Source organism: Aeromonas sp. CU5, from assembly GCF_002586745.1.
In the GTDB taxonomy this organism is placed as follows: domain Bacteria; phylum Pseudomonadota; class Gammaproteobacteria; order Enterobacterales; family Aeromonadaceae; genus Aeromonas; species Aeromonas sobria.
Window position 1 is genome coordinate 3,631,859 of record NZ_CP023817.1, and the last position, 21,956, is coordinate 3,653,814.

The following is a 21,956-nucleotide window of genomic DNA, read 5'->3' on the forward strand; positions in this document are numbered from 1 at the left end:
TCTTGAAGTACACCGATCTGTCTACCTAATGTGCCTAATCAGTGCTGGCAAACCAAGAGGAAAACATGATGACGAAATGGTATGGCCCGTTATGGGCAGGCGTGGGCGCTGCAATCACCATAGGCATATTGGAATGGCTCAATCTGAGCTGGCAGGTGGCGCTGATAATGGCACCTTTCGGAGCCAGCTGCGTGTTGCTGTTTTCCCTGCCCGATAGTCCGCTGGCGCGCCCCAAAAACGTGCTGGGTGGTCACCTGCTGACGGCCAGCATCGGGCTGCTCATTGGCTTGCTTCCCCTCCCCGCTGAAGTGCAGATGGCCCTGGCAACTGGGCTAGCCATCGCCCTGATGCAGGGACTGAATGTCATCCACCCTCCGGCAGGCGCCAATCCCTTGCTGATCCTGATGACAGGACAAGAGCCGGCGTTCCTGTGGCAGACGGTACTGCCCGGCACCCTGCTGCTGATGGCGCTGGCCTACGGATTTCAATGGCTCAGACGAAGGTGGCTAGCAACAGCCTGAAAAACAGAGGGAGGCCAACGCCTCCCTCTCTCTTCATCGCGCCGTCAACTGGCCAAAAATAGCCGGTAGGCGGGGTCGTCACTCACCTCTTTCCAACGGTAGCCAATCTCCCTCAGGTAGTCGTGGAATGCGACAACGTCCTCGTCCGGCAGCTCGAAGGCGCACAGCACCCGGCCGTAGTCGGCGCCATGGTTGCGGTAGTGGAACAGACTGATGTTCCAGCGACAGCCGAGGGTCTCGAGGAAGCGCATCAGGGCGCCCGGTTGCTCCGGAAACTTGAAGCTGTAGAGACGCTCGCCCAAAGGCCGGGCCGGGCGGCCGCCAATCATGTAGCGCACGTGGTTCTTGGCCAGCTCGCTCTCGGTCATGTTGACCACCGGATAGCCGTTGCCGCCGAGCTGATCGATGATCTGGCCCAGCTCCTGGTCGCCACCGGTGAGACGCACCGAGACGAACAGCGAAGCTTGAGCGGCATCCGAGTAGCGGTAGTTGAACTCGGTCACCATGCGCGGGCCGAGCTGACGGCAGAAGTCGAGGAAGGCCCCTTTGCGCTCGGGGATGGTCACCGCCAGCATGCCCTCGCGCTTTTCGCCGATCTCGCAGCGCTCCGACACATAACGCAGGCTGTGGAAGTTGACGTTGGCACCCGACAGAATGGCCGCCATCCGCCCCCCTTTCACCTGCTCCCGCTCGCTGTAGGCTTTCAGACCCGCCAGCGACAGGGCTCCCGACGGCTCGGCGATGGCGCGGCAGTCATCGAAGATGTCTTTCAGCGCGGCGCAGATCTGATCGTTGGAGACGGTCACCACCTCGTCCAGATACTGGTTGCACAGGCGGAAGGTCTCCTCGCCGATGCGCCTGACCGCCACCCCGTCGGCAAACAGCGAGACTCGCTCCAGATTGACCGGCTCGCCCGCCGCCATGGCCGCCTTGAGGCAGGCAGAGCCCTCCGCCTCCACCCCGATCACCTTCACATCCGGCAGCAGCTGTTTGATGTAAACCGCCACCCCGGCGGCCAGACCGCCACCGCCCACCGGCACGAAGACGTGGGTGAGGTGAATGTCCTGATCCAGTAGCTCCTTGCCGATGGTGCCCTGCCCGGCGATCACCTCGACATCGTCGAATGGAGGGATCAGGGTATAGCCCTCCAGTTCGGCGAGGCGGCGGCTCTCGGCATAGGCCTCGTCGAAGCTGTTGCCAAACAGCATGACGTTGCCGCCCTGACGGCGCACCGCGTCGATCTTGATGTCCGGCGTGGTGTTGGGCATCACTATGATGGCCTTGATGCCAAGCTTGGCCGCCGACAGGGCGACTCCCTGCGCATGGTTACCGGCAGAGGCGGCGATAACGCCGTGATCCTTCTGTTCCTGAGTCAGGGTGGCGATCTTGTGATAGGCACCGCGCAACTTGAAGGAGTGAACCGGTTGCAGGTCCTCCCGCTTCAGGCTGACATGGTTGCCGAGCCGCTCGGAGAGTTTTTTCAACGTTTGCAACGGGGTCACCCGCGCCGCCTCATAGACGGGGGAGAGCAACACCTTGCGCAGATAATCAGCCGCAGAGACCATGGTTTACTCCTCCAGCTTGCTGCGGTCACGCACAGCGCCCTTGTCAGCGCTGGTGGCGAGCATGGCGTAGGCGCGCAGGGCAAAGGAGACCTGACGCTGACGGTCGAGCGGCTTCCAGCCACGGGCTTCCACGGCAACACGGCGGGCGGCCAGCACGCTGTCGGCCACCTCCAGCACCATGCTGCGGGCCGGGATGTTGATGTTGATGATGTCGCCATCCTCCACCAGACCTATGGTGCCGCCGGAGGCAGCTTCTGGCGAGACGTGGCCGATAGAGAGACCCGAGGTACCGCCGGAGAAGCGGCCGTCGGTGATCAGGGCGCACTGCTTGCCCAATCCCATGGATTTCAGATAAGTGGTGGGATAGAGCATCTCCTGCATGCCCGGGCCCCCTTTTGGCCCTTCGTAGCGGATCACCACCACCTCGCCCGCTTTCACGGTGCCGTCCAAAATGCCGGCGACGGCGGTGTCCTGACTCTCGAACACCCGGGCCGGGCCGCGGAAGGTGAGGTTCTCGTCATCCACCCCGGCGGTCTTGACGATGGCGCCATCAAGGGCCAGATTGCCGGAAAGTACCGCAAGGCCCCCTTCCAGACTGTAAGCGTGCTCCAGCGAGCGGATGCACCCCCCGGCGCGATCCACATCCAGCTCGTCCCAACGGCAATTCTGGCTGAAGGCCTTGGTGGTGCGGATACCAGCTGGCCCGGCGCGGTAGAAGTCCACCACCGCCTGACTCGGCTGGCGGCTGACATCATATTCATCGAGCTGCTCGGTCAGGGAACAACCCAGCACGGTGCGGGTATCGCCGTGCACCAGACCCGCTTTTTCCAGCTGACCCAAAATGGCCACCACGCCACCGGCACGGTGCACATCTTCCATATGGTACTTCTGGGTAGAGGGCGCCACCTTGCACAGCTGCGGCACCTTGCGGGACATGCGGTCGATATCGGCCATGGTGAAGTCGACGCCGGCCTCCTGCGCCGCCGCCAGCAAATGCAGCACGGTATTGGTGGAGCCGCCCATGGCGATATCCAGCGCCATGGCGTTTTCGAACGCCGCCTTGTTGGCGATATTGCGCGGCAGCGCGCTCTCGTCATCTTGCTCATACCAGCGCTTGGCCAGGGTCACGATGCGCTGACCCGCCAGCTTGAACAGCTGCTCGCGATCGCTGTGGGTCGCCAGCATGGAGCCGTTGCCCGGCTGGGAGAGACCGAGCGCCTCGGTCAGGCAGTTCATGGAATTGGCGGTAAACATGCCGGAGCAGGAGCCGCAGGTGGGGCAAGCGCTGCGCTCGATCTGATCGCTCTGGGCATCGGAGACCTTGGGGTCAGCCCCCTGGATCATGGCATCCACCAGATCCAGCTTGATGATCTGATCCGACAGCTTGGTCTTGCCCGCTTCCATCGGGCCGCCGGAGACGAAAATAACCGGGATATTGATACGCAGGGCGGCCATCAGCATCCCCGGGGTGATCTTGTCGCAGTTGGAGATGCAGACCATGGCGTCGGCACAGTGGGCGTTGACCATGTACTCCACCGAGTCGGCGATCAGCTCCCGCGATGGCAGGGAATAAAGCATGCCGCCGTGGCCCATGGCGATGCCGTCATCCACGGCGATGGTGTTGAACTCCTTGGCAACGCCGCCCGCGGCTTCGATCTCTCGTGCCACCAGCTGGCCCAGATCCTTGAGGTGGACGTGGCCCGGTACAAACTGGGTGAAGGAGTTGACCACGGCGATGATGGGCTTGCCGAAATCCTGATCGGTCATGCCGGTGGCACGCCAGAGGGCGCGGGCCCCGGCCATGTTACGTCCGTGGGTGGTGGTGGCGGATCTCAACTTCGGCATGTCTCTACTCCCTGAATGCCCATATGGGCTCGATGCGTTATGCGGTGATGATACGAGTGGATCGGAATCGATCCTGATGAGAACTCCTCTGGGAAGCGCTCACCGGAAGCGACTCGGGGAAGCATGACGCCTCCCCTCTCTTATCAGTCGTTGACTGGCGTCAGCCAGCCCCACTTGTCTTCGGTCTGGCCGTTGAACAGGCCAAAGAAGGCGCTCTGCAGCTGCTCGGTCACCGGGCCACGACTGCCAGCGCCCACCTTCATCCGATCGACGGAGCGAACCGGGGTCACCTCGGCGGCGGTGCCGGTCATAAAGATCTCGTCCGCCACATAGAGCGCCTCACGGGGCAGCGCCTGCTCGCGCACCTCGTAACCCAGCTCTCGTGCCAGCGTCATGATGGTGTCGCGAGTGATGCCGGGCAGGATGGCGGCGGTAGCGGGCGGGGTGAACAGCACACCGTTCTTCACCAGGAACAGGTTCTCCCCCGCCCCTTCGCTCAGGTAGCCGTTCACATCCAGTGCCAGCCCTTCGGCATAGCCGTTGCGTTTGGCTTCGCGGCTGATCAGCTGGGATGACAAATAGTTGCCACCCGCCTTGGCACCGGTGGGAATGGTGTTGGGCGCGAGCCGGTTCCAGGAGGTGACGCAGACATCCACCCCGTTTTTCAGCCCCTCTTCCCCCAGATAGGCGCCCCACGGCAGGGCGGCCACCATCAGGTCGGCCTTGGCATCCAGCGGCGGATGCAGCCCCAGCCCCACGTTGCCGACAAAGGCCAGCGGGCGCAGGTAGCCGCTCTTCAGGCCGTTCTCGCGCACCACAGTGCGGCAGGCTTCATTCACTTCGGCCTCGCTGTAGGGGACGTCCATCCAGTAGATTTTGGCGGAGTCGAACAGGCGGCGGGTGTGCTCCTGCAGCCGGAAAATGCAGGTGCCCTTGGGGGTATCGTAGGCGCGCACACCCTCGAACACCGAGGAGCCGTAATGCAGGGCGTGACTCATGACGTGCACCTGGGCATCTTGCCAGGGCACCAGTGTGCCGTTAAACCAGATGTACTTGGGTTGAGAGGCAGATTGGGAAGGCTGTGACATTGGCTTTGCTCCTTAAGCTCTGATCCGGGGTTGCTGTTCCAGTGCATCGACCCGGGAAACGTCCACCAGCTTCACCAGCTGGCTCCACAACTGCTGGATGGGACGCACCGACTCGACAGTAACCGTGATCCGCAGCTGTTGGCAATCCTGCTCCATGTTCAGAGCGCAGAGAGCGAAGCCGCGGTGACGCACCACCCGCAGCACCCGCTCCATCACTTCGGGTCTGGGCTGGGCGTGGATATGCAGGGTGTGCTGTGCAAATGCTGGCTGGGCAAGGGTGTGCGGGTTCATGGGCGTTGCTCCATCATCTTGTGGTTGGCGACTCCCGGCGGAACCAGGGGCCAGACGTTTTCTTCCTCTGAAATAGCCACATGCAGCAGATAAGCGCTTTCGCTCTCAAGCAGGCGATCGAGGGCTCCAGCTATCTGCTCCTTACATGTGATGGTCTCGCCCGGAATGCCGAAAGCGGCAGCCAGGGCGACGAAATCGGGGTTGTCGGAGAGGATGGTCTCGCTGTAGCGGCCGTCGAAGAACAGCTCCTGCCACTGGCGCACCATGCCGAGGCGCTGGTTGTCCAGCAGCACCATCTTCACCTTGAGCTGGGCGCGGCGGATGGTGCCGAGCTCCTGCACGTTCATCATGAAAGAGCCGTCACCGCTCACCAGCACCACCTCGTCATCTGGACGCGACATCTTGGCGCCGATGGCGGCGGGCAGACCGAACCCCATGGTACCGAGACCGGCACTGGAAAGATGGTTGCGCGGGCTGGTGAAGCGCATGTGCTGGGCTACCCACATCTGGTGCTGACCCACGTCGCAGGCGACCACGCTGCTCTCCGGTAGCCGGGCAGAAAGCTGCTTGAGCAGCGCCGGAGCGTAAATGGCCTGCCCCGGGTGGTCGTAGCGAAACGCATATTCGCGGGCCATGGCGGCGCAGTGTTCACGCCAGGGGTCGATGGAGAGGGACATAGCAAGGGCGGGCAACACCCGCTTGAGATCCGTGGTGATACCCACCTCGGCGGCGCGGCGCTTGCCGAACTCGGCAGCGTCCACATCAAGATGGATGACCTTGGCCTCGGGGGCAAACTCCTCCAGCTTGCCGGTCACCCGATCATCGAAACGGGCGCCCACTACCAGCAGCAAGTCGCACTGCTGCACCGCGTAGTTGGCGGCCTTGGTGCCGTGCATACCGAGCATACCGAGGTAGACGGGGCTGTCGGGGTCGAGCGCGCCAATCCCCTTGAGGGTAGTGACCGCAGGCATGCCGGTGACGGCGGCAAAGTCGCGCAACTGCTGCTCGGCATTGGCCATGCCCACCCCGCCACCAACGTAGAGCACCGGGCGCTCGGCAGCGGCCAGCAGGGTACGGGCCAGCGTCAGCTCGGCCGGATTGAGGGGCTCTGGTTCCTCCACCGCAAACAGCGGGCTCTGGGTTGGCACGGCGGCGAGCTGCACATCCTTGGGAAAGTCGATGAGTACCGGACCCGGGCGCCCTTCGGTGGCGATGGCGAAAGCCTCTGCCAGTACGCGCCCCAGATCGGCGGCATCGGTCACCATGAAGGAGTGCTTGGTGCAGGAGAGGGACATGCCGAGCACATCGACCTCCTGAAACGCATCGGTGCCGATGGCGGAGCAGGGCACCTGACCGCTGATGGCCACCAGCGGCACAGAATCGAGCAGCGCCTCCGCCAGACCGGTCACCAGATTGGTGGCGCCGGGGCCGGAGGTGGCGATACAGACCCCCACCAGACCGGAGGCGCGGGCATAGCCCACCGCCGCCATGGCGGCGCCCTGCTCGTGGCGGCAGAGCTGATGGGCCAGACCACCGTCATACAGGGCATCGTAGACCGGCATGATGGCCCCGCCCGGGTAACCAAACACCTGGGTCACACCCTGTTTCTTGAGAGCCTGTACCAAAAACTGCGCGCCGTTCATGTGGAGAATCCTGTCCTTTGGTCGAAAAAAAACCCCCGAGCTATGAGGCTCGGGGGTCGCTTGTTTCGTTCTGTCCGGTGGTGGGTCTATCCCTTGTTCCGTGCAGCTAAACGAGCCCCGAGCGGTGAGATAATAATCACCACTAGGACCACAATAATGCTGACGAAACGGGAGGCCATGTTCATAGTTACAACCGGAAATCCTGTGAAATTGGGGCGGTTTGCACCGCGAATGGCTATTAGAACTAGCACGGTGATTTTTATTGGGCAAGGATTTTTTCTGTGACAACCCACTGATTTTGGCTATTCCCCAGCCGGAACTCTGGAATAAAAAACCAACAACAAGCAGTTAGTCAGAACATATATCAACTCAAGGACGGGATTTATGTCATTAGCTGTGGTTTATAGCCGTGCCAGCCTCGGGATCGCGGCCCCGCAAGTTACAGTGGAAGTTCACCTCTCCAACGGCCTGCCCGCCTTCAACATGGTCGGCCTGCCGGAAACCTCGGTGAAAGAGTCGCGGGATCGGGTGCGCAGCGCCCTGCTCAACGGCAATTTCGAGTTCCCGAGTAAACACATCACCGTCAATCTGGCCCCCGCCGATCTGCCCAAGGAGGGAGGTCGTTTCGATCTGGCCATCGCCATCGGCATTCTCGCCGCTTCCAAGCAGATACCGGCAAAATACCTGCTCGATCACGAATTTTTGGGGGAGTTGGCCCTGACCGGCGAGATCCGTCCCGTGCTCGGGGTGCTGCCCGCCGTAATCGCCTGCCGCGATGCGGGACGCACCCTGCTTGTACCGCGAGAAAATGGCCCAGAAGCCTCGCTGATCCAGGATGCCGAGGTGCGCACCGCCCACCAGTTGCTGGCCGTCACCGCCTGGCTAGCAGGCCAGTACGAACTGCCACTACCGGATCCCCAAAGCGCGGAGAGCCTGCCCGATGTACCGGATCTGCAGGATGTGATCGGCCAGTCACAGGCCAAGCGGGCGCTGGAGATCGCCGCCGCTGGCAGCCACAACCTGCTGTTCATCGGCCCGCCCGGCACCGGCAAGAGCATGCTGGCCAGCCGATTGCCCGGCATTCTGCCGCCCCTTAGCGAACAGGAGGCGCAGCAGACCGCCGCCATCCACTCCATCGGCGGCCTCACTCCGCGCGCCGGACGCTGGCACCACAGACCCTATCGCACACCCCACCACAGCGCCTCGGCGGTAGCGCTGGTTGGCGGTGGCAGCCACCCACGCCCCGGCGAAATATCGTTGGCCCACAACGGGGTGCTGTTTCTCGACGAGCTGCCCGAATTTGAGCGCAAGGTGCTCGACTCCCTGCGCGAACCGCTGGAGACGGGCCACATCACCATCAGCCGGGCCGCCCGTCAGGTGGATTTTCCCGCCCGCTTCCAGCTGGTGGGCGCCATGAATCCTAGCCCCTGCGGCCACTATGGTGACGGCCAGACCCGCTCCAGCCCGGATCAGATCCTGCGCTACCTCGGCAAACTCTCCGGCCCCTTTCTCGACCGCTTCGACCTGACGGTAGAGGTGCCGCTACTGCCCAAGGGGAGCCTGACCGGCAAGGCGGAGCGGGGAGAGTCAAGCCAGCAGATCCGCGATCGGGTACTGGCGGCGCGCGAGCGCATGCTCGGCCGCAATGGCAAACTCAACAATCTGCTGGATAGTCGCGAGATAGAGGATATTTGCCGACTATCACCGCAAGATGCCGAATTTTTGGAAAATGCGATCCAGAAGCTGGGGCTCAGCATAAGGGCCTGGCACCGCATTTTGCGGGTATCGCGCACCATCGCCGACTTGGCCGGGCAACCGGCCATCGGCAAGGAGCATCTTATCGAGGCGCTCGGTTATCGCGCCATGGATCGGCTGCTGTCGCGGCTACGTAACGGCTGAATCTGCAAGATGGCGAAACGAGGGTTTCCTGCTGCCAAACGCCCTCTGCATGGTCTAGCGCGCCGTCGGCTGATATTATGGCCACAGATCTGACCACTTGATGGCCCTTTATCGACAGCAAGACGGACCCTTACTCATGCCCAACAAGCTGACAGAGCGACTGCGCGGCAGCCTCTCCACCCTGCTCTATTTTTTCAATACCCTCTTCTGGTTTATCCCCATCTTCTTGCTGGGTTTGCTCAAGCTGCCGCTACCGTTCAAGGGGTGGCGAACCCTCTGCAACACCCTGCTGGATGGCTGTGCCAGCTGCTGGATCGGTTTCAACAATCTGATCCAGAAAACCATCATCCAGACCCCTTTCGAGGTGGTCGGAGTGGACAAAGGGCACCGGAATGAGTGGTATATGGTGATTGCCAACCATCAATCCTGGGTCGACATACTGGTATTGCAGCGGGTTTTTAACCAAAAAATCCCCTTCCTGAAGTTTTTCCTCAAGAAAGAGCTGATTTGGGTACCTTTTCTCGGGCTGGCATGGTGGGCGCTCGACTTCCCCTTCATGCGGCGATATTCCCGTAAATTTCTGGAAAAAAGGCCACATCTGAAGGGAAAGGACATAGAAACAACGCGCCAGGCCTGTGCCAAATTCCGCCACATTCCGGTGAGTGTGATGAACTTTGTCGAAGGCACCCGTTTCACCGGCAGCAAGCATCAGAAGCAGGGCTCGCCCTATCGCCACTTGCTGCTCCCGAAAGCGGGGGGCATCGCCTTCACACTGGCGGCCATGGGTGACCAGTTGCAGCAACTGGTGGATGTCACCATCGCCTATCCGGACGGCATTCCCAGCTACTGGGACTTCATGTGCGGCCGGGTCGGGCAAATCAAGGTTCAGGTCCGCTATTTGCCGATCGACCGCAAGCTGGTGGGGGATTACTTCAATGACCCCGAGTTCCAACAAGAGTTTCAACAGTGGTTGAACGGGATCTGGCACGAGAAGGACCAGACCCTGAGCCAACTGCTGGCAACCAAGGCGCAGTAAACATCCATGCTATCCCTGCTTCCCGGCCCGCTGGTGCTGATCATCAGCGCGGGCCTGACCATCCTTTTCACCGCCTTGTGCGCCAGCCTGATCCTGCTGGTGTCGCTGGCCAAGCTGCTGCTGCCTGTTCCGGCGTTTGGCCGTGCCTGCAGCCGCCTCAATAACCGCTTCATGCGCCTGTGGTTAGCCTGCAACGCGCTGGTGATCCGTCTCACGATGCGCATCGACTGGCAGGTGGAGGACAATACCCGACTGCGCAAGGATGGCTGGTATCTGATCATCAGCAACCACATGAGCTGGACCGATATCGTGGTGCTGGGTCACCTGTTCCGGGAGCGGCTGCCGGTGCCCAAGTTCTTCATGAAGCACGAGCTGATCTATATCCCGCTGCTGGGGCTTGCCTGCTGGGGGCTCGACATGCCCTTTATGCGCCGTTATTCGAGAGAGTTTCTGTTAAGAAATCCGCACCTGCGCGGCAAGGATATCGAGACCACCCGCAATGCCTGCGAGAAGTTTCGCCACATTCCCACCACCGTCATCAACTTCGTGGAAGGGACCCGCTTCACCGAGCAGAAACGGGACGCTTCCCGCTCCCGCTACCGCCATCTGATGCCGCCCAAAGCGGCGGGGCTGGCCTTTACGCTGGCGGCCATGGGGGAGCAGTTTGACAGCCTGATCAACGTCACCATCTGCTATCCGGACAACGCCGAGACCCCGTTCAAGGACTTCCTGATGGGACGGGTAAAGCGCATTCAGGTGCGAATTGAGGAGCTGCCGGTGGATGAGGCGCTGGTTGGCGACTACTTCAATGACAAGCAGTTCAAGCGCGGTTTTCAGGAGTGGCTAAACCAGCGCTGGCAGGAGAAGGACGAGGTGCTGGAGGGGTGGCAGAACAGTCAGGCGCCGCTGCCGGTTGCTGCCAAAGCCAAAGAAGAATCCAAAGAGAGCGCTGAGGCCAACTCGGCCAACTGATCTTCGGAAAAGACCGCTATGCCGTGGCGGCGCAGCAGCGCAGTGGTCTTACCCTCGCCCGTCACAGAGACCCCTTCAAAGCGGCCGTTATAGATACGGCCGCTGCCACATGAGGGGCTCCCCTCTTTCAGCAGGGCGAAGCGAATACCCTGCGCCTGACAGAGCGCGAGGGCCAGCTCGGCGCCGCGATCAAACTCGGCAGTCACATCCAGTCCGCTCGCCGTCACCACCCGCTCGCCCTGCCGCTCGGCAGGAGGGCGCGGGGTCGGCAAACCGCCAGCGACTTCGGGACAAAACGCCAGCGCCCGCCCTTCGGCACCCAGCTCACTCAGCCAGTCGCTGACAATCCCCTTGCTTTGACCGTCGTAACGCACTGGCTGACCCAGCAAACAGGCACTCACCAGCACCCGAACGGGGAGCGTGCTCACGCTTCCACCCCGTGCATCACCTGATCGAACATCACGCAGCAAGGACTCTCCAGCCGGTAGAGGATGGCGGGACGCTGTTTGCCGGTACGCTTGCGGCCGGTATCCACCAGAATGTCGGCACGATGGATCCGCTTGCGAAACGCCGCAGTGTTCATGGGGGTTTGCAGGATGATTTCGAAGGCGCGCTGCACCTCGGAGAGGGTGAACTCGGGCCCCAGCAGTTGCAGCGGCAAGGTGCTGTAGCGGCTCTTGATCCGCAGCCGCTCCAGCCCCTTGGCGATGAGCTGGACATGGTCGAAGGCGAGGCTCAGCCCCGGCAGGTTGGAGAGCGGATGCCAGCAACCGTGGATCGCTGCCACTTCCGGATCCACCAGACAGAGATAGACCAGGGTCGTGGACCAGCCGCGGGGATCCCGCTCCAGATTGCCGAGGGTGCAGACCTGCTCGCTGTAACAGTGACCGAGCCCCCACTCCGCCAGCAAGCGGCGCTGGGCGGCATCGAGATCCCGATCCAGTGCCTCGTCGATGCGCAAGCCGGGTAGCTGCCAACTGTGGGCAAAGGGGGGGCGATCACGGGTCTCGAGCAGCAGCTCGAGCCGCTCGTCATGCAACCGCAGCACCACCATATCCAGACTCATTCTCAGCATGCCGATCGCCCTGCTCGCCTTCCATTAATGTTTGGTAGATAATATCACACGAATAGTATGTGCAGGAGCCAATCATGGGAACCGTCGCCAGCCTGGATATTGATGCGCAGAAGGGCTTTACCCCTCTCTGCCCGAACGAACTGCCCGTCGTGGGCGGTGATGATATTGTGGCCGCGCTCAACGCTCAGGCCACCCTCGCCACGCTGCGGATCGGCAGCAAGGACGCTCACCCTGCCAATGCCGACTGGGCCGTCAGTGACCCCTCTGGCATGCTGCTGCCGCTGGATCTGCCCAACGCCGACCTCACCTGGCCGGTGCACTGCGTGCCGGGCAGCAAGGGCTTCGAACTGCTCGACGGCCTGCCCGCCCCCATCGACTATGACTTCTTCGTCTGGAAAGGGGTCGAGCCGGATCTGCATCCCTACGGCACCTGCTTCCACGACCTGGCCGAACGGCGCAGCACCGGACTCATCGAATTTCTGCAAGCCCGCAAGGTCGACACAGTACTGGTCGGCGGCCTCGCCACCGACTACTGCGTCAAAACCAGCGTGCTGCAACTGCGCCGCGCCGGTTTCCGGGTGATCGTCCATCTCGATGCCTGCCGTGGCATTGCTCCCGCGACGGTTGCCAGCGCCCACACCCAGATGATCGAGGCTGGTGCCGAACTGGCCCAGACCCTGATCGATGTACAACGCCTGCTGGACGCCTGATATGCCACCCATACTAACCAGCCTGCTCGACACCGATGCCTGCACGTTACATATGCGGCAGGGGAGCTCCATCGTGCTCACCAGTCTGCGAGGAGCCTGATATGCCCCCAATCCTCACCAGCCTGCTCGACACCGATGCCTACAAGCTGCATATGCAGCAGGCGGTGTTCCATCGCTATCCGGATGCCGAGGTGGTGGCCGAATTCCACAGCCGCAATGAAGAGGACCTGCTGCCCATGATGGGGCAGATCGAGGAGCAACTGCGCCTCGCTGGCTCCCTGCGACTGACCAAACCCGAGCTCGATTTTCTGGCCGAGCGCCCCTTCTTCACCCCTGACTATCTCGACCACCTGCGCCGCAAGCCGCTCGATGCCTCCCTGCTCAAGGTGTTCGAGCAGGATGGCCGCATCAATGTGCGGGTCGAAGGGGCCTGGCAGGATGTGATCCTGTGGGAGATCCCGGTGCTCGCCATCATCAGCGAGATGCGTAACCGCTTCCGCTACCCCCAGTTTGGCGTCAGCCATGCGCTGGATCGACTCGACCAGAAGCTCGACAAGCTGGAGCGGGAACTGAGTCCGGAAGAGATGAGCGAGTTCAACCTCATCGATTTTGGCACCCGCCGCCGCTTCTCCCATGGGGTGCAAGATGCGGTGGTAGGCCGGCTCAAGGAGCGGCTGCCAGCATTTCGCGGCACCAGCAACTACCTGCTGGCCCAGAAGTACCAGTTATCCGCCGTGGGCACTCAGGCCCACGAGTGGTTCCAGGCGCACCAGCAGCTCGGTTTCCCGCTGGAGCACAGCCAGCGCGCCGCCCTCACCAGCTGGCTGGACGAGTTCACCGACCATCTCGGCATCGCCCTCACCGACTGCATCACCATGGATGCCTTCCTGCGTGATTTCGATTTCGAGCTGGCCAGCCGCTATCAGGGGCTGCGCCATGACTCTGGCGATCCCGTGGTGTGGGGTGAGAAGGCCATCAGCCACTATCAGCGCCTCGGTATCGACCCCACCGACAAGACCCTGGTCTTCTCCGACGGGCTCAATCTCGACAAAGCAGTACAGCTGCTGCGTCACTTCCGCGGCCGCATCAATACCAGTTTCGGTATCGGCACCAAGCTCACCTGCGACCTGCCCGGTGTCAGCCCGATGAACATCGTCTTCAAGCTGATGGAGTGCAACGGCGGCCCGGTTGCCAAGATCTCCGACAGCCCGGGCAAGACTCTCTGTCGGGATGCGGAGTTTATCCGTAACCTCAAGCAGGCTTTCCACGTCGGGGTTTGATCTTCCAGAGCGCCAGAAAACAAAAAGCCCGCCGGTTCACACCGGCGGGCTTTTTATCGACTCAAGGGTAATCAGTCTTTCTTGGTCAGCAGGAACTGCACCAGTTTGTTGAACTGCTCTTGAGAGGTGATGGATTCAATCTTCACCATGTACTTGCCGTTCACCAGAAACGCAGGCACACCACGAATGTTGTAGCTCTGCATGTTGCGATCGAACTGGGAGACCATGCCGGAAACCGCGAAGCTGTCGACGGCACCGTCAAACTCTTCGGCCGGAACACCGTTGTCGACAAAAATTTTCTTCACATCGTCACGGCTGGTCGGATACTGGCGCTGTTGCATCTTGCTAAAGATGGCAGGAGTGACCTTGCTCTCTGCATTGAGCAAAGTGGCAACCGCGTAGGCACGCTGCATCTCTGGCCCCATCTCGCCACCCATGAAGTTCACCGGGTTCTTCTTGAGGGGCACATCTTTTGGCAAACCAGCCTGCAGTTGCTCAACGATGGGTTCAAACGTCGCGCAATGCGGGCAGAAGTAAGAGAAAAACTCCATCACTTCAGGCTTGGCAGAGGCAGTCTGCTTGACCACATCGTAGTTAACGCCTTCCTTGAATTCGGGGGCGGCGTGAACCATGGGGACCATCAGCATGGCTGCGAGGAAAAATAAAACTTTTTTCATGATGTTTCCTGTTAAGGGATCACTGTGAGGCACGCCCGGCGAACCGAAGCAGTGCCAAGCCTATTGTTTCGCCATGCTGACGTCAATGGTCAGGGCCAGAGATCGAGTCACGCTTGCCACGCAAGATCCCTTCAATTTCACCAGTTTGGCATCAGGCTCAACGGTGGTGCCTTCAGTGCCGCCAGCTGATCATGTAGGGTCGCAATCTGCTGACGCCAGTAGTGATCGGTATTGAACCAGGGAAAGTGACGGGGGAACGCGGGGTCTTCCCAGCGTCGCGCCAGCCATGCCATGTAGTGGACGATGCGCATCGCCCGCAGCGGCTCAATCAGCGCCAATTCCCGCGAATCAAACTCCATGAACTCCTCGTAGCCTGCCAGCAGGGTATCGAGCTGGATCTGCTGCTCGTGACGCTCGCCGCTCAGCATCATCCAGAGATCCTGAATGGCAGGGCCGGTACGGCAGTCATCGAGATCGACAAACATGGGGCCGTCGCGCCACAAAATGTTGCCCGGGTGGCAGTCACCATGCAGCGAGATCTGCGCCACATCCAGGGTCATGGCATCGCAGACGTGTTTGATCAGCTCGTCGAGCACCCCGAAAAATTGCTTGGCCAAGCCGCTCGGCAGCCACTCGCCAGACGCCAGCAGCTGACGCGGTTCGTGCAGCATGCTCTCGACGTCAAGCCGAACACGGTGATGAAACGGCTTGCTGGCACCAATCTGATGGATGCGGCCAAGATAGCGCCCGACCCACTCCAGCTGATCGAGATTATCCACCTCAAACTGGCGACCACCGACGCTCTGCCAGATGGCGAACGGATAGCCCTGATGCTCCAGCAGGGTTTCGCCCGCGAAGGCGATCGGGGCGGCCACCGGGATCTCTGCATCACAAAGCCGGGCAGCATACTCATGCTCTTCGAGGATCTGGGCCCGGCTCCAGCGACCAGGACGGTAGAACTTCACCACATAGCGGCGACGCTCCTCATCCTGAAACTGGTAGACCCGGTTCTCATAGCTGTTGAGTTCGATAAGGCCGGAGTCGAGCCGCAGACCGCTGAGATCGAGCGCATCCATGATGAGGTCGGGTGTGAGATCGGAATAGTTGAAACGCATGTCATCCACCATAAGAAAGGGGCGCCGTTGCGCCCCATTCTATCCGAGATAGCCAACGAATACCGCCGTTGGCCTCCTCATCTAATCTCTATCCGCAAGCTGTAGTTACAACCGGCTGATAAACTTGCTGCCCTGACGCAGGTTGCCCTTGCTGTCATCGGGCGCCGCCCCCTCCCGTTTCAGCACAAACTTGATGTCCAGCGTCGGCCGTTTCAGGTTGTAGGGGTCAACCGCCAGACTGACCGGCAGGGTGTAGATCTCGCCCGCCTTCAGGGTCACTTGGCGTGGGCCGAACCACTGATACTCGGGCAAGCCCTCCACATCCAGCTGGTAGGTCTGGGGTTGCAGGGTCTTGTTGAGGATCTTGAGGGTATAAGTGTTCTCGATCAGCCCCTCGCTGTTCTCACGGAACAGCTGGTTGCGATCCCGCAGGATATCGAGCCCCATCGGCATGATGGACATGGCGTTGTAGACAAATACCCCCAGCATCACCGCCATCACCAGCCCGTAGCCAATCAGCTTGGGCCGTGCCACATGGGTGGAGTCGTGGGCCAGCTTGTGCTCTGTGGTGTAGCTGATGAGCCCTTTCGGGTAGCCCATCCGCTCCATGGTCTGGTCGCAGGCATCGACGCAGGCGCCACAGTTGATGCACTCGTACTGCAGGCCATCGCGGATATCGATGCCGGTCGGACAGACCTGCACGCAGAGGTCGCAGTCGATACAGTCTCCCAGCCCCAGCGCCTTGTGGTCAGCCTTGCGGGAGCGGGCACCGCGGGTCTCGCCACGCTTGGTGTCATACCCGACGATGAAGGTGTCTTTGTCGAACATGGCGGACTGGAAACGGGCGTAGGGGCACATATGGATGCACATGATGGCGCGCATCCAGCCCGCGTTGCCGTAGGTGATGATGGTGAAGAAGAGCACCCAGAACAGCACCCAACCGCTGGCCTGCAGGGTGAAGAAGTCCGGCACCAGTTCAGTGACATCCTGGAAATAGGCGACGAAGGTCAGACCGGTTACCAGCGAGATGACCAGCCAGGCCAGATGCTTGACCCCCTTGCGGGCCAGCTTCTCTGCCGACCAGGGTCCGGCATCCAGCTTGCGCCGCTTGTTGGCGGGCCCTTCCAGCTTCTCTTCAAACCATATGAACATGAAGGTCCAGACCGTCTGCGGGCAGAGATAGCCGCACCAGACCCGGCCGAGGAAGGTGGTCACGAAGAAGAGGGCGAAGGCGGCAATCATGAAGAGCCAGGCGAGCAGGGTCAGATCCTGCGGCCAGATGGTGGCGCCAAAGATATGGAACTGCTGATGGCCAAGATCGAATAGCACCGCCTGACGGCCGTCATAACGCAGCCAGGGCAGCAGCACAAAGAAGGCAACGAAAAACCAGCCCATGGCCTTGCGCACCCGCTGCCATGTTCCGGTCTGGGCCCGCACATAGATACGGTTGCCGGGGTTGAATCTGTCGTCGCTGGCTTTGAACGTGTTGGGATTGTAGGTCCCGGTTACGCCCTTGTCGGTAACGTCCTTGATATCGATTTTGTCGTGGTCGGCCATTGCAAGACATCGCTCCCTTATTTGTTATGGAGCGGATTATATCTTAAACAGCATGCTAATTGTGTGGATTAGATGTATCTAACATTGGCGTTTGATCGCAATTTTCAGCAACAAAAAAGCGCATCACCCCAAGGTGATGCGCTTCCACTAAAGATTCACTTGATTCCGCGAGCCTTCAGCAGTGCCTCTTTGAAATCGGGCACATGATCCTTGGCCAGACCGGGGATCATCGCCTGCTTGTCGGATTCCCGCATCTTGAGGTGATAGATCAGCATGTCGTCGGTCAGCTCGGACAGAGGTCCTTCAAATCCCGCTTCGTTGGCCAGTTTGGCTACAAACTGCACCAGGCTGAGATCCTGTTCCTTGATCCAGGCAGGCTGCAACAACTCCAGCAGCTCTTCGATACGATGACATTGCATAGACAACCTCTTTAATCTGTCACGTTAAACTCAGGCAACCTTACCCATCAAGGCTACTTCGATTCGATCCCGCCCATTATGCTTGGCCTGATAGAGGGCCGCATCCGCTTTCTGGATCAAATCGGCGATTTTCATGCTGTTATCCGGTATCAGTGTGGCAACACCAAAACTACATGTGACCCGACCGGAGACCAGCGACTTCTGATGAGGAATATCAAGCTCCTTGAGAGCCAGCCGCACATGGTCCGCCACCTGCAACGCCCCCTGCATGCCGGTACAGGGCAGCAACAGAGCGAACTCCTCACCACCGTAACGGGCCGCCAGATCGTCCTCCCGCCGCTCCACCTCGGCCAGCAAGGCGGCCACCTGCTGCAGACAGTCATCGCCCGCTTGATGGCCATAATGGTCATTGAACTGTTTGAAGTAATCCACATCCAGCAGCACCAGTGACAAAGGCACCTTGGCCCGATGGCAGCGACGCCAGGTCAGCTCCAGACAGTCATCGAGGTGGGCGCGATTGGCGATGCCGGTCAAGCCATCGAGACGAGAGGTAAGGCGCAGATGCTCGGAGACCACCTTCAATTCGGCCGCCAGCTCGGCATTGGAAAAACGGTGATGGAGCGAGGCGATCTGATCCCGCCGCATCCGCCGCAACAGGGTTGGCAGAAAGACGAACAGATAACCCGCCAGCATGCAGGAGACGATCCGCTCCTGCTCGTTGCCATTGCCCAACTCGAACAGTATGGCTACCCCCAGCGGCAGGGTGGCGCCATAGAGGGTTCGACGGCTACCAAACAGCATGATGGCACTGCCGGTAAGAAGGAGGCTGGAGAGCATTAACATGGCGGCCCGGTAGGTATCGGGCAGCTTGTCCATGTAGAGCAGTACCCCGAGGGCCCAGATGATGGAGGTGATGGTGGCGCCGATAAAGAGCTCGCGCTCCAGCACCGGTAGCGGCGTCTGGTGCAGGCGGGATTGCCGCCAGCGCAAGTGCCAGCCCCGGCCAAGCAGCCACAGGCAAGTCCCTGCCAACCAGCCAAGTGCTTCACTGGCGGGCAGATAGTCATGAAACAGCAGACTCCAACCCAATGCCAACACCCCCAGGCAGGGGAGACTGAAGGATGCGTGGGTATAGAGCTGGGCCATGATGGCCTGCTTAACCTGGCGTGTCACACTCTGGGTCAACTGAGTACTCCCGTACAAGAGCCGAGCAGTCTACCATCAGCCCCTGACAGGCAACAATAAAGCGCCGTTTATTAAGAAGTCACTCATCAAAGGGGGGGTTCACTCAGCTGGTCAGCAAGTCTTTGTTCAGCCCTTCTCCAGCTCGTCGAGAATGGGGCATTCCGGATTCTCATCCCCGTGGCAGCAGCAGACCAACCCTTCCAGCGAGCTGAGCATTGCCTGCAGACCGCTGATTCGGGCCCGCAGATCGACGATCTTCTCCTGCGCCAGCTTCTTCACCTGGGCGCTGGTACGATGCTCGTTGCGATAGAGCGCCAGCAGCTCCTGACACTCCTCCAGATTAAAGCCGGTCTCCCGCGCCCGCTTGACGAAGCGCAGCTCCCGCAGCGATCCCTCGGTATAGCTGCGATAGCCGTTGTCGCTGCGCACTGGTGCCTTGATGAGGCCGATACTCTCGTAGTAACGGATGGTCTTGGCGGTCAGCCCCGTGGCCTTGGCAACCTTGCTGATGTTCATTTATGCCTCCTTACTGATCGGGTTGGATGCTGGCCCGTGCGCCGCCTTGGGCTGCCAGCGTTTCAATAACAGGGAATTGCTCAATACGGTGATGCTGCTCAGGGCCATGGCGGCCCCCGCCAGCTCGGGGCTGAGATAGCCCAGTGCCGCCAGCGGAATGCCGATGATATTGAACACGAAGGCCCAGAACAGATTCTGCTGGATGGTGCGCCAGGTCGCCGCCGAGATATCGATGGCATCGGCCACCAGCCGCGGGTCAGATCGCATGAGCGTGATGGAGGCGGTCTCCATCGCCACGTCGGAGCCGGAACCCATGGCGATGCCCACATCTGCCGCCGCCAGCGCCGGGGCGTCGTTCACCCCGTCCCCCACCATGGCCACCAGCCCGCGGGTTTGCGCCCGCAGCGCCTCGACCTTTTCCACCTTGCCCGCTGGCAGCACGGAGTCAAACGCCCCGTCCAGCCCCAACTGGGCAGCGATGTGAGCCACCGGCGCTGGCGCATCGCCGCTCACCAGCCAGCTGGCGATACCGCGTTGGCGTAGGGTGACGATGGCTTCCGCACTCTCGGGGCGCAGGGTATCGGCCAGTGCGGCGATGCCTGCCACCACGCCGTCGATGGCGACCCAGACCCGAGTTGCCCCATCGGCAGGTTGTTCATCCTGTTGCGGCTGATCAATGCCGAGCTGGGCCAGCAGGGAGCCATTACCGATGGCGACCCTGTGGTCCGCCACTTGGCCGACAATACCGGCCCCGACCCGCACCTCGACCGCTTCCGGCTGAGGCAACGCCGCCCCTTTGCCGAACGCCTCGCGCATCGCCAGCGCCAGCGGGTGTTCGCTCGCCTGCTGCAAAGCGGCGGCCAGACGCAGCTGCTCGACAGTGCCGCTCCAGCTGGCCAGCACCGGCCGACCCTGAGTGAGCGTGCCGGTTTTGTCGAAGATCAACGCCTTGATGGCGTGGGCCTTCTGCAGGGTATCCACATCCTTGATCAGAATGCCGTGACGGGCCGCTACCCCGGTGCCGGTGACAATGGCAGCCGGGGTCGCCAAGCCGAGGGCGCAGGGACAGGCGATCACCAGCACCGCCACCGCTGCCAGCAGCGCCTGACCGAAGTCATTGCTGATGGCGTACCACACCAGCAGGGTAAACAGGGCGATGGCCATCACCACTGGCACGAACACGGCGGAGACCTTGTCCACCAGCTGTTGCAGCGGCGCCTTGCCCATCTGAGCGTTCTCTACCAACGCGATGATCTTGCTGAGACTGGACTCCTCCCCCACGGTAGTGGCTTCGATCTCCAGCACGCCGGAGCGGTTGATGGCGCCGCCCAGCACCTTGTCGCCCGCACTGCGCGGCACCGGCAGGCTCTCGCCGGTGAGGATCGACTCGTCCAGCTCGCTGGCACCGCTCACGATTCTGCCGTCCACTGGCACCCGCTCCCCCACCAGCACCCGCAGCCGATCGCCGCGCAGCACCTCGTCGATGGCAACGCTCTGCCACGTATCACCGCGCCAGACTGTGGCGGTTTCCGGCCGCAGCGCCATCAGTTCGCGAATGGCGGACTGGGTGCTGCGTCTGGCCCGTGCTTCCAGCAACTTTCCGAGGGAAATCAGGGTAATGATGATGGCGCTCGCCTCGAAATAGAGCTTGCCGCTGGCGGCCATCCCCAGCGTCAGCAGCAGATAGAGGCTGTAGAAGTAGGCGGCGCTGGTACCGGTGGCCACCAGCACATCCATATTCGCCGCGCGGTTCTTGAGGGCGAGCCAGGCGCCGCGGTAGAAGCGGGCGCCGATCCAGAACTGCACCGGGGTGGCGAGCAGCAGCTCCAGCCAGGCGGGCAGATGCCAGGGGAACAACCCGGCCATGGCCAGCATCCCCACCAGCAGCGGCAGGGTGAGCAGGGCCGAGACAATGACCCGGGTTTGTGCCTGACGGGCATTGGCAGCCTCCTGCGCTTCCCGCTCCAGCAACTGCTGGCGACGGCCGCTGGCCGAACCCTGCGCCAGTTTGGCGCCAAAGCCGAGGGCCGCGATCCGCTCGCGCAATGCGGCGGGGCTCTGGGCCCCCGACACCAGCACTATGCGGGCCTGCTCGATGGAGAAGTTGACCTCGGCGGAGATAACGCCGGGCAATGCCGCCAGCATTTTGTTCAGTCGCGCCGAACAACCTGCGCAGGTCATGCCGCTGATCTGGAAAGACAGCGTTTCGCGGCCGTAGTCATAACCCTGACTAGTGATGCTGTCGAGCACCACAGGCAGACGGTCAGGGCTGGCCAGATCGATGGCCGCCTGCTCCAACGCGAAGTTGACGGTGGCCGATACCCCGTCGAGTTTGTTGAGGCTGGCCGCGATGCGGCTGGCGCAGTTGGCGCAGCTCATGCCACTGAGTGGCAATTGCAGATGAATGGGGTGTTGCTGTTGGGTCGTCATGCTGTTCCTCCCGGGAACCCGTCGGCACCAAAAAACGCCGACTGGCAAACCCTAACCTTTACTGTAAGGGCAAGCTCAAGCCACATGATCCACTTTTTGCAGATGAAAAAACGGCGCCCGTTTACTGCCAGA

The 21,956-nt window shown here is 61.4% G+C and carries 20 protein-coding genes; 6 read left to right on the top strand and 14 right to left on the bottom strand.

The window, feature by feature from the left end; genetic code table 11:
- Nucleotides 1–68 precede the first annotated feature (68 nt).
- The gene (locus tag CK911_RS16295) at nucleotides 69–521 is read left to right on the top strand and encodes an HPP family protein (RefSeq protein WP_098972735.1); all 453 of its coding nucleotides are present in this window, start codon (nucleotides 69–71) and stop codon (nucleotides 519–521) included.
- A gap of 44 nt (nucleotides 522–565) precedes the next feature.
- On the opposite strand, the gene ilvA is transcribed toward CK911_RS16295, so the two are convergent.
- The 5 genes from ilvA to ilvG form a co-directional block, all read right to left on the bottom strand.
- Nucleotides 566–2,086 (bottom strand): threonine ammonia-lyase, biosynthetic, encoded by a 1,521-nt coding sequence (gene ilvA / locus CK911_RS16300; RefSeq protein ID WP_098971250.1) that lies wholly within the window; start codon nucleotides 2,084–2,086, stop codon nucleotides 566–568.
- A gap of 3 nt (nucleotides 2,087–2,089) precedes the next feature.
- The gene (ilvD, locus tag CK911_RS16305) at nucleotides 2,090–3,931 is read right to left on the bottom strand and encodes a dihydroxy-acid dehydratase (protein WP_098971252.1); all 1,842 of its coding nucleotides are present in this window, start codon (nucleotides 3,929–3,931) and stop codon (nucleotides 2,090–2,092) included.
- 143 nt (nucleotides 3,932–4,074) lie between these two features.
- Nucleotides 4,075–5,019 (bottom strand): branched-chain amino acid transaminase, encoded by a 945-nt coding sequence (locus CK911_RS16310; RefSeq protein WP_098971254.1) that lies wholly within the window; start codon nucleotides 5,017–5,019, stop codon nucleotides 4,075–4,077.
- A gap of 12 nt (nucleotides 5,020–5,031) precedes the next feature.
- A complete protein-coding gene (gene ilvM / locus CK911_RS16315; protein ID WP_005339613.1) occupies nucleotides 5,032–5,310 on the bottom strand; it encodes an acetolactate synthase 2 small subunit in 279 nt (92 codons plus the stop codon).
- Nucleotides 5,307–6,953 carry an acetolactate synthase 2 catalytic subunit gene (gene ilvG / locus CK911_RS16320; RefSeq protein ID WP_098971257.1) on the bottom strand — a complete coding sequence of 549 codons (1,647 nt, stop codon included), beginning with the start codon at nucleotides 6,951–6,953 and terminating at the stop codon, nucleotides 5,307–5,309. The genes ilvM and ilvG overlap by 4 nt, the downstream gene beginning before the upstream one ends.
- Before the next feature lie 384 nt (nucleotides 6,954–7,337).
- Between ilvG and CK911_RS16325 the strand changes: the two genes are divergently transcribed.
- The 3 genes from CK911_RS16325 (at nucleotide 7,338) to CK911_RS16335 (ending at nucleotide 10,860) form a co-directional block, all read left to right on the top strand.
- Nucleotides 7,338–8,852 (top strand): YifB family Mg chelatase-like AAA ATPase, encoded by a 1,515-nt coding sequence (locus CK911_RS16325; protein WP_098971259.1) that lies wholly within the window; start codon nucleotides 7,338–7,340, stop codon nucleotides 8,850–8,852.
- 136 nt (nucleotides 8,853–8,988) lie between these two features.
- A complete protein-coding gene (locus CK911_RS16330; RefSeq protein ID WP_098971261.1) occupies nucleotides 8,989–9,888 on the top strand; it encodes an acyltransferase in 900 nt (299 codons plus the stop codon).
- 6 nt (nucleotides 9,889–9,894) lie between these two features.
- Nucleotides 9,895–10,860 carry an acyltransferase gene (locus CK911_RS16335; protein ID WP_068978243.1) on the top strand — a complete coding sequence of 322 codons (966 nt, stop codon included), beginning with the start codon at nucleotides 9,895–9,897 and terminating at the stop codon, nucleotides 10,858–10,860.
- Here the strand turns inward: CK911_RS16335 and CK911_RS16340 are convergent.
- On the bottom strand, nucleotides 10,785–11,288 hold the full coding sequence (locus CK911_RS16340) for a DUF523 domain-containing protein (protein ID WP_098971264.1): 504 nt from the start codon (nucleotides 11,286–11,288) through the stop codon (nucleotides 10,785–10,787). The two genes, CK911_RS16335 and CK911_RS16340, sit on opposite strands and share 76 nt — an antisense overlap.
- Nucleotides 11,285–11,935, bottom strand: coding sequence for a DNA mismatch repair protein MutT (locus CK911_RS16345; RefSeq protein WP_098971266.1), 651 nt, complete (start codon nucleotides 11,933–11,935; stop codon nucleotides 11,285–11,287). Before CK911_RS16345 ends, CK911_RS16340 begins: the two co-directional genes overlap by 4 nt.
- 74 nt (nucleotides 11,936–12,009) lie before the next feature.
- On the opposite strand from CK911_RS16345, the gene CK911_RS16350 reads away from it, so the two are divergent.
- Nucleotides 12,010–12,645 carry a nicotinamidase gene (locus CK911_RS16350; RefSeq protein ID WP_098971268.1) on the top strand — a complete coding sequence of 212 codons (636 nt, stop codon included), beginning with the start codon at nucleotides 12,010–12,012 and terminating at the stop codon, nucleotides 12,643–12,645.
- A gap of 101 nt (nucleotides 12,646–12,746) precedes the next feature.
- Complete coding sequence (gene pncB, locus CK911_RS16355; protein WP_042018044.1) at nucleotides 12,747–13,925, top strand: nicotinate phosphoribosyltransferase; 1,179 nt, start codon at nucleotides 12,747–12,749, stop codon at nucleotides 13,923–13,925.
- A 71-nt stretch (nucleotides 13,926–13,996) separates the two neighbouring features.
- Here the strand turns inward: pncB and CK911_RS16360 are convergent, their stop codons facing one another.
- The 7 genes from CK911_RS16360 to CK911_RS16390 form a co-directional block, all read right to left on the bottom strand.
- Entirely contained in the window at nucleotides 13,997–14,602 is a 606-nt protein-coding gene (locus CK911_RS16360) for a thiol:disulfide interchange protein DsbA/DsbL (RefSeq protein ID WP_042018045.1), read from the bottom strand.
- A 137-nt stretch (nucleotides 14,603–14,739) separates the two neighbouring features.
- Nucleotides 14,740–15,729, bottom strand: coding sequence for a serine/threonine protein kinase (locus CK911_RS16365; protein ID WP_042018046.1), 990 nt, complete (start codon nucleotides 15,727–15,729; stop codon nucleotides 14,740–14,742).
- Between the two features lie 93 nt (nucleotides 15,730–15,822).
- Nucleotides 15,823–17,274: a cytochrome c oxidase accessory protein CcoG gene (gene ccoG / locus CK911_RS16370; RefSeq protein WP_098971271.1), complete on the bottom strand. Its 1,452-nt coding sequence runs from the start codon at nucleotides 17,272–17,274 to the stop codon at nucleotides 15,823–15,825.
- A gap of 155 nt (nucleotides 17,275–17,429) precedes the next feature.
- Nucleotides 17,430–17,693, bottom strand: a complete 264-nt coding sequence (locus tag CK911_RS16375; RefSeq protein ID WP_033135400.1) for a YihD family protein — start codon at nucleotides 17,691–17,693, stop codon at nucleotides 17,430–17,432.
- Between the two features lie 30 nt (nucleotides 17,694–17,723).
- Entirely contained in the window at nucleotides 17,724–18,878 is a 1,155-nt protein-coding gene (locus CK911_RS16380; RefSeq protein WP_172954039.1) for a diguanylate cyclase, read from the bottom strand.
- A gap of 126 nt (nucleotides 18,879–19,004) precedes the next feature.
- Nucleotides 19,005–19,394 (bottom strand): Cu(I)-responsive transcriptional regulator, encoded by a 390-nt coding sequence (gene cueR, locus CK911_RS16385; protein ID WP_098971273.1) that lies wholly within the window; start codon nucleotides 19,392–19,394, stop codon nucleotides 19,005–19,007.
- Nucleotides 19,395–21,824: a heavy metal translocating P-type ATPase gene (locus CK911_RS16390; RefSeq protein ID WP_098971275.1), complete on the bottom strand. Its 2,430-nt coding sequence runs from the start codon at nucleotides 21,822–21,824 to the stop codon at nucleotides 19,395–19,397.
- Between the last annotated feature and the right edge of the window lie 132 nt (nucleotides 21,825–21,956).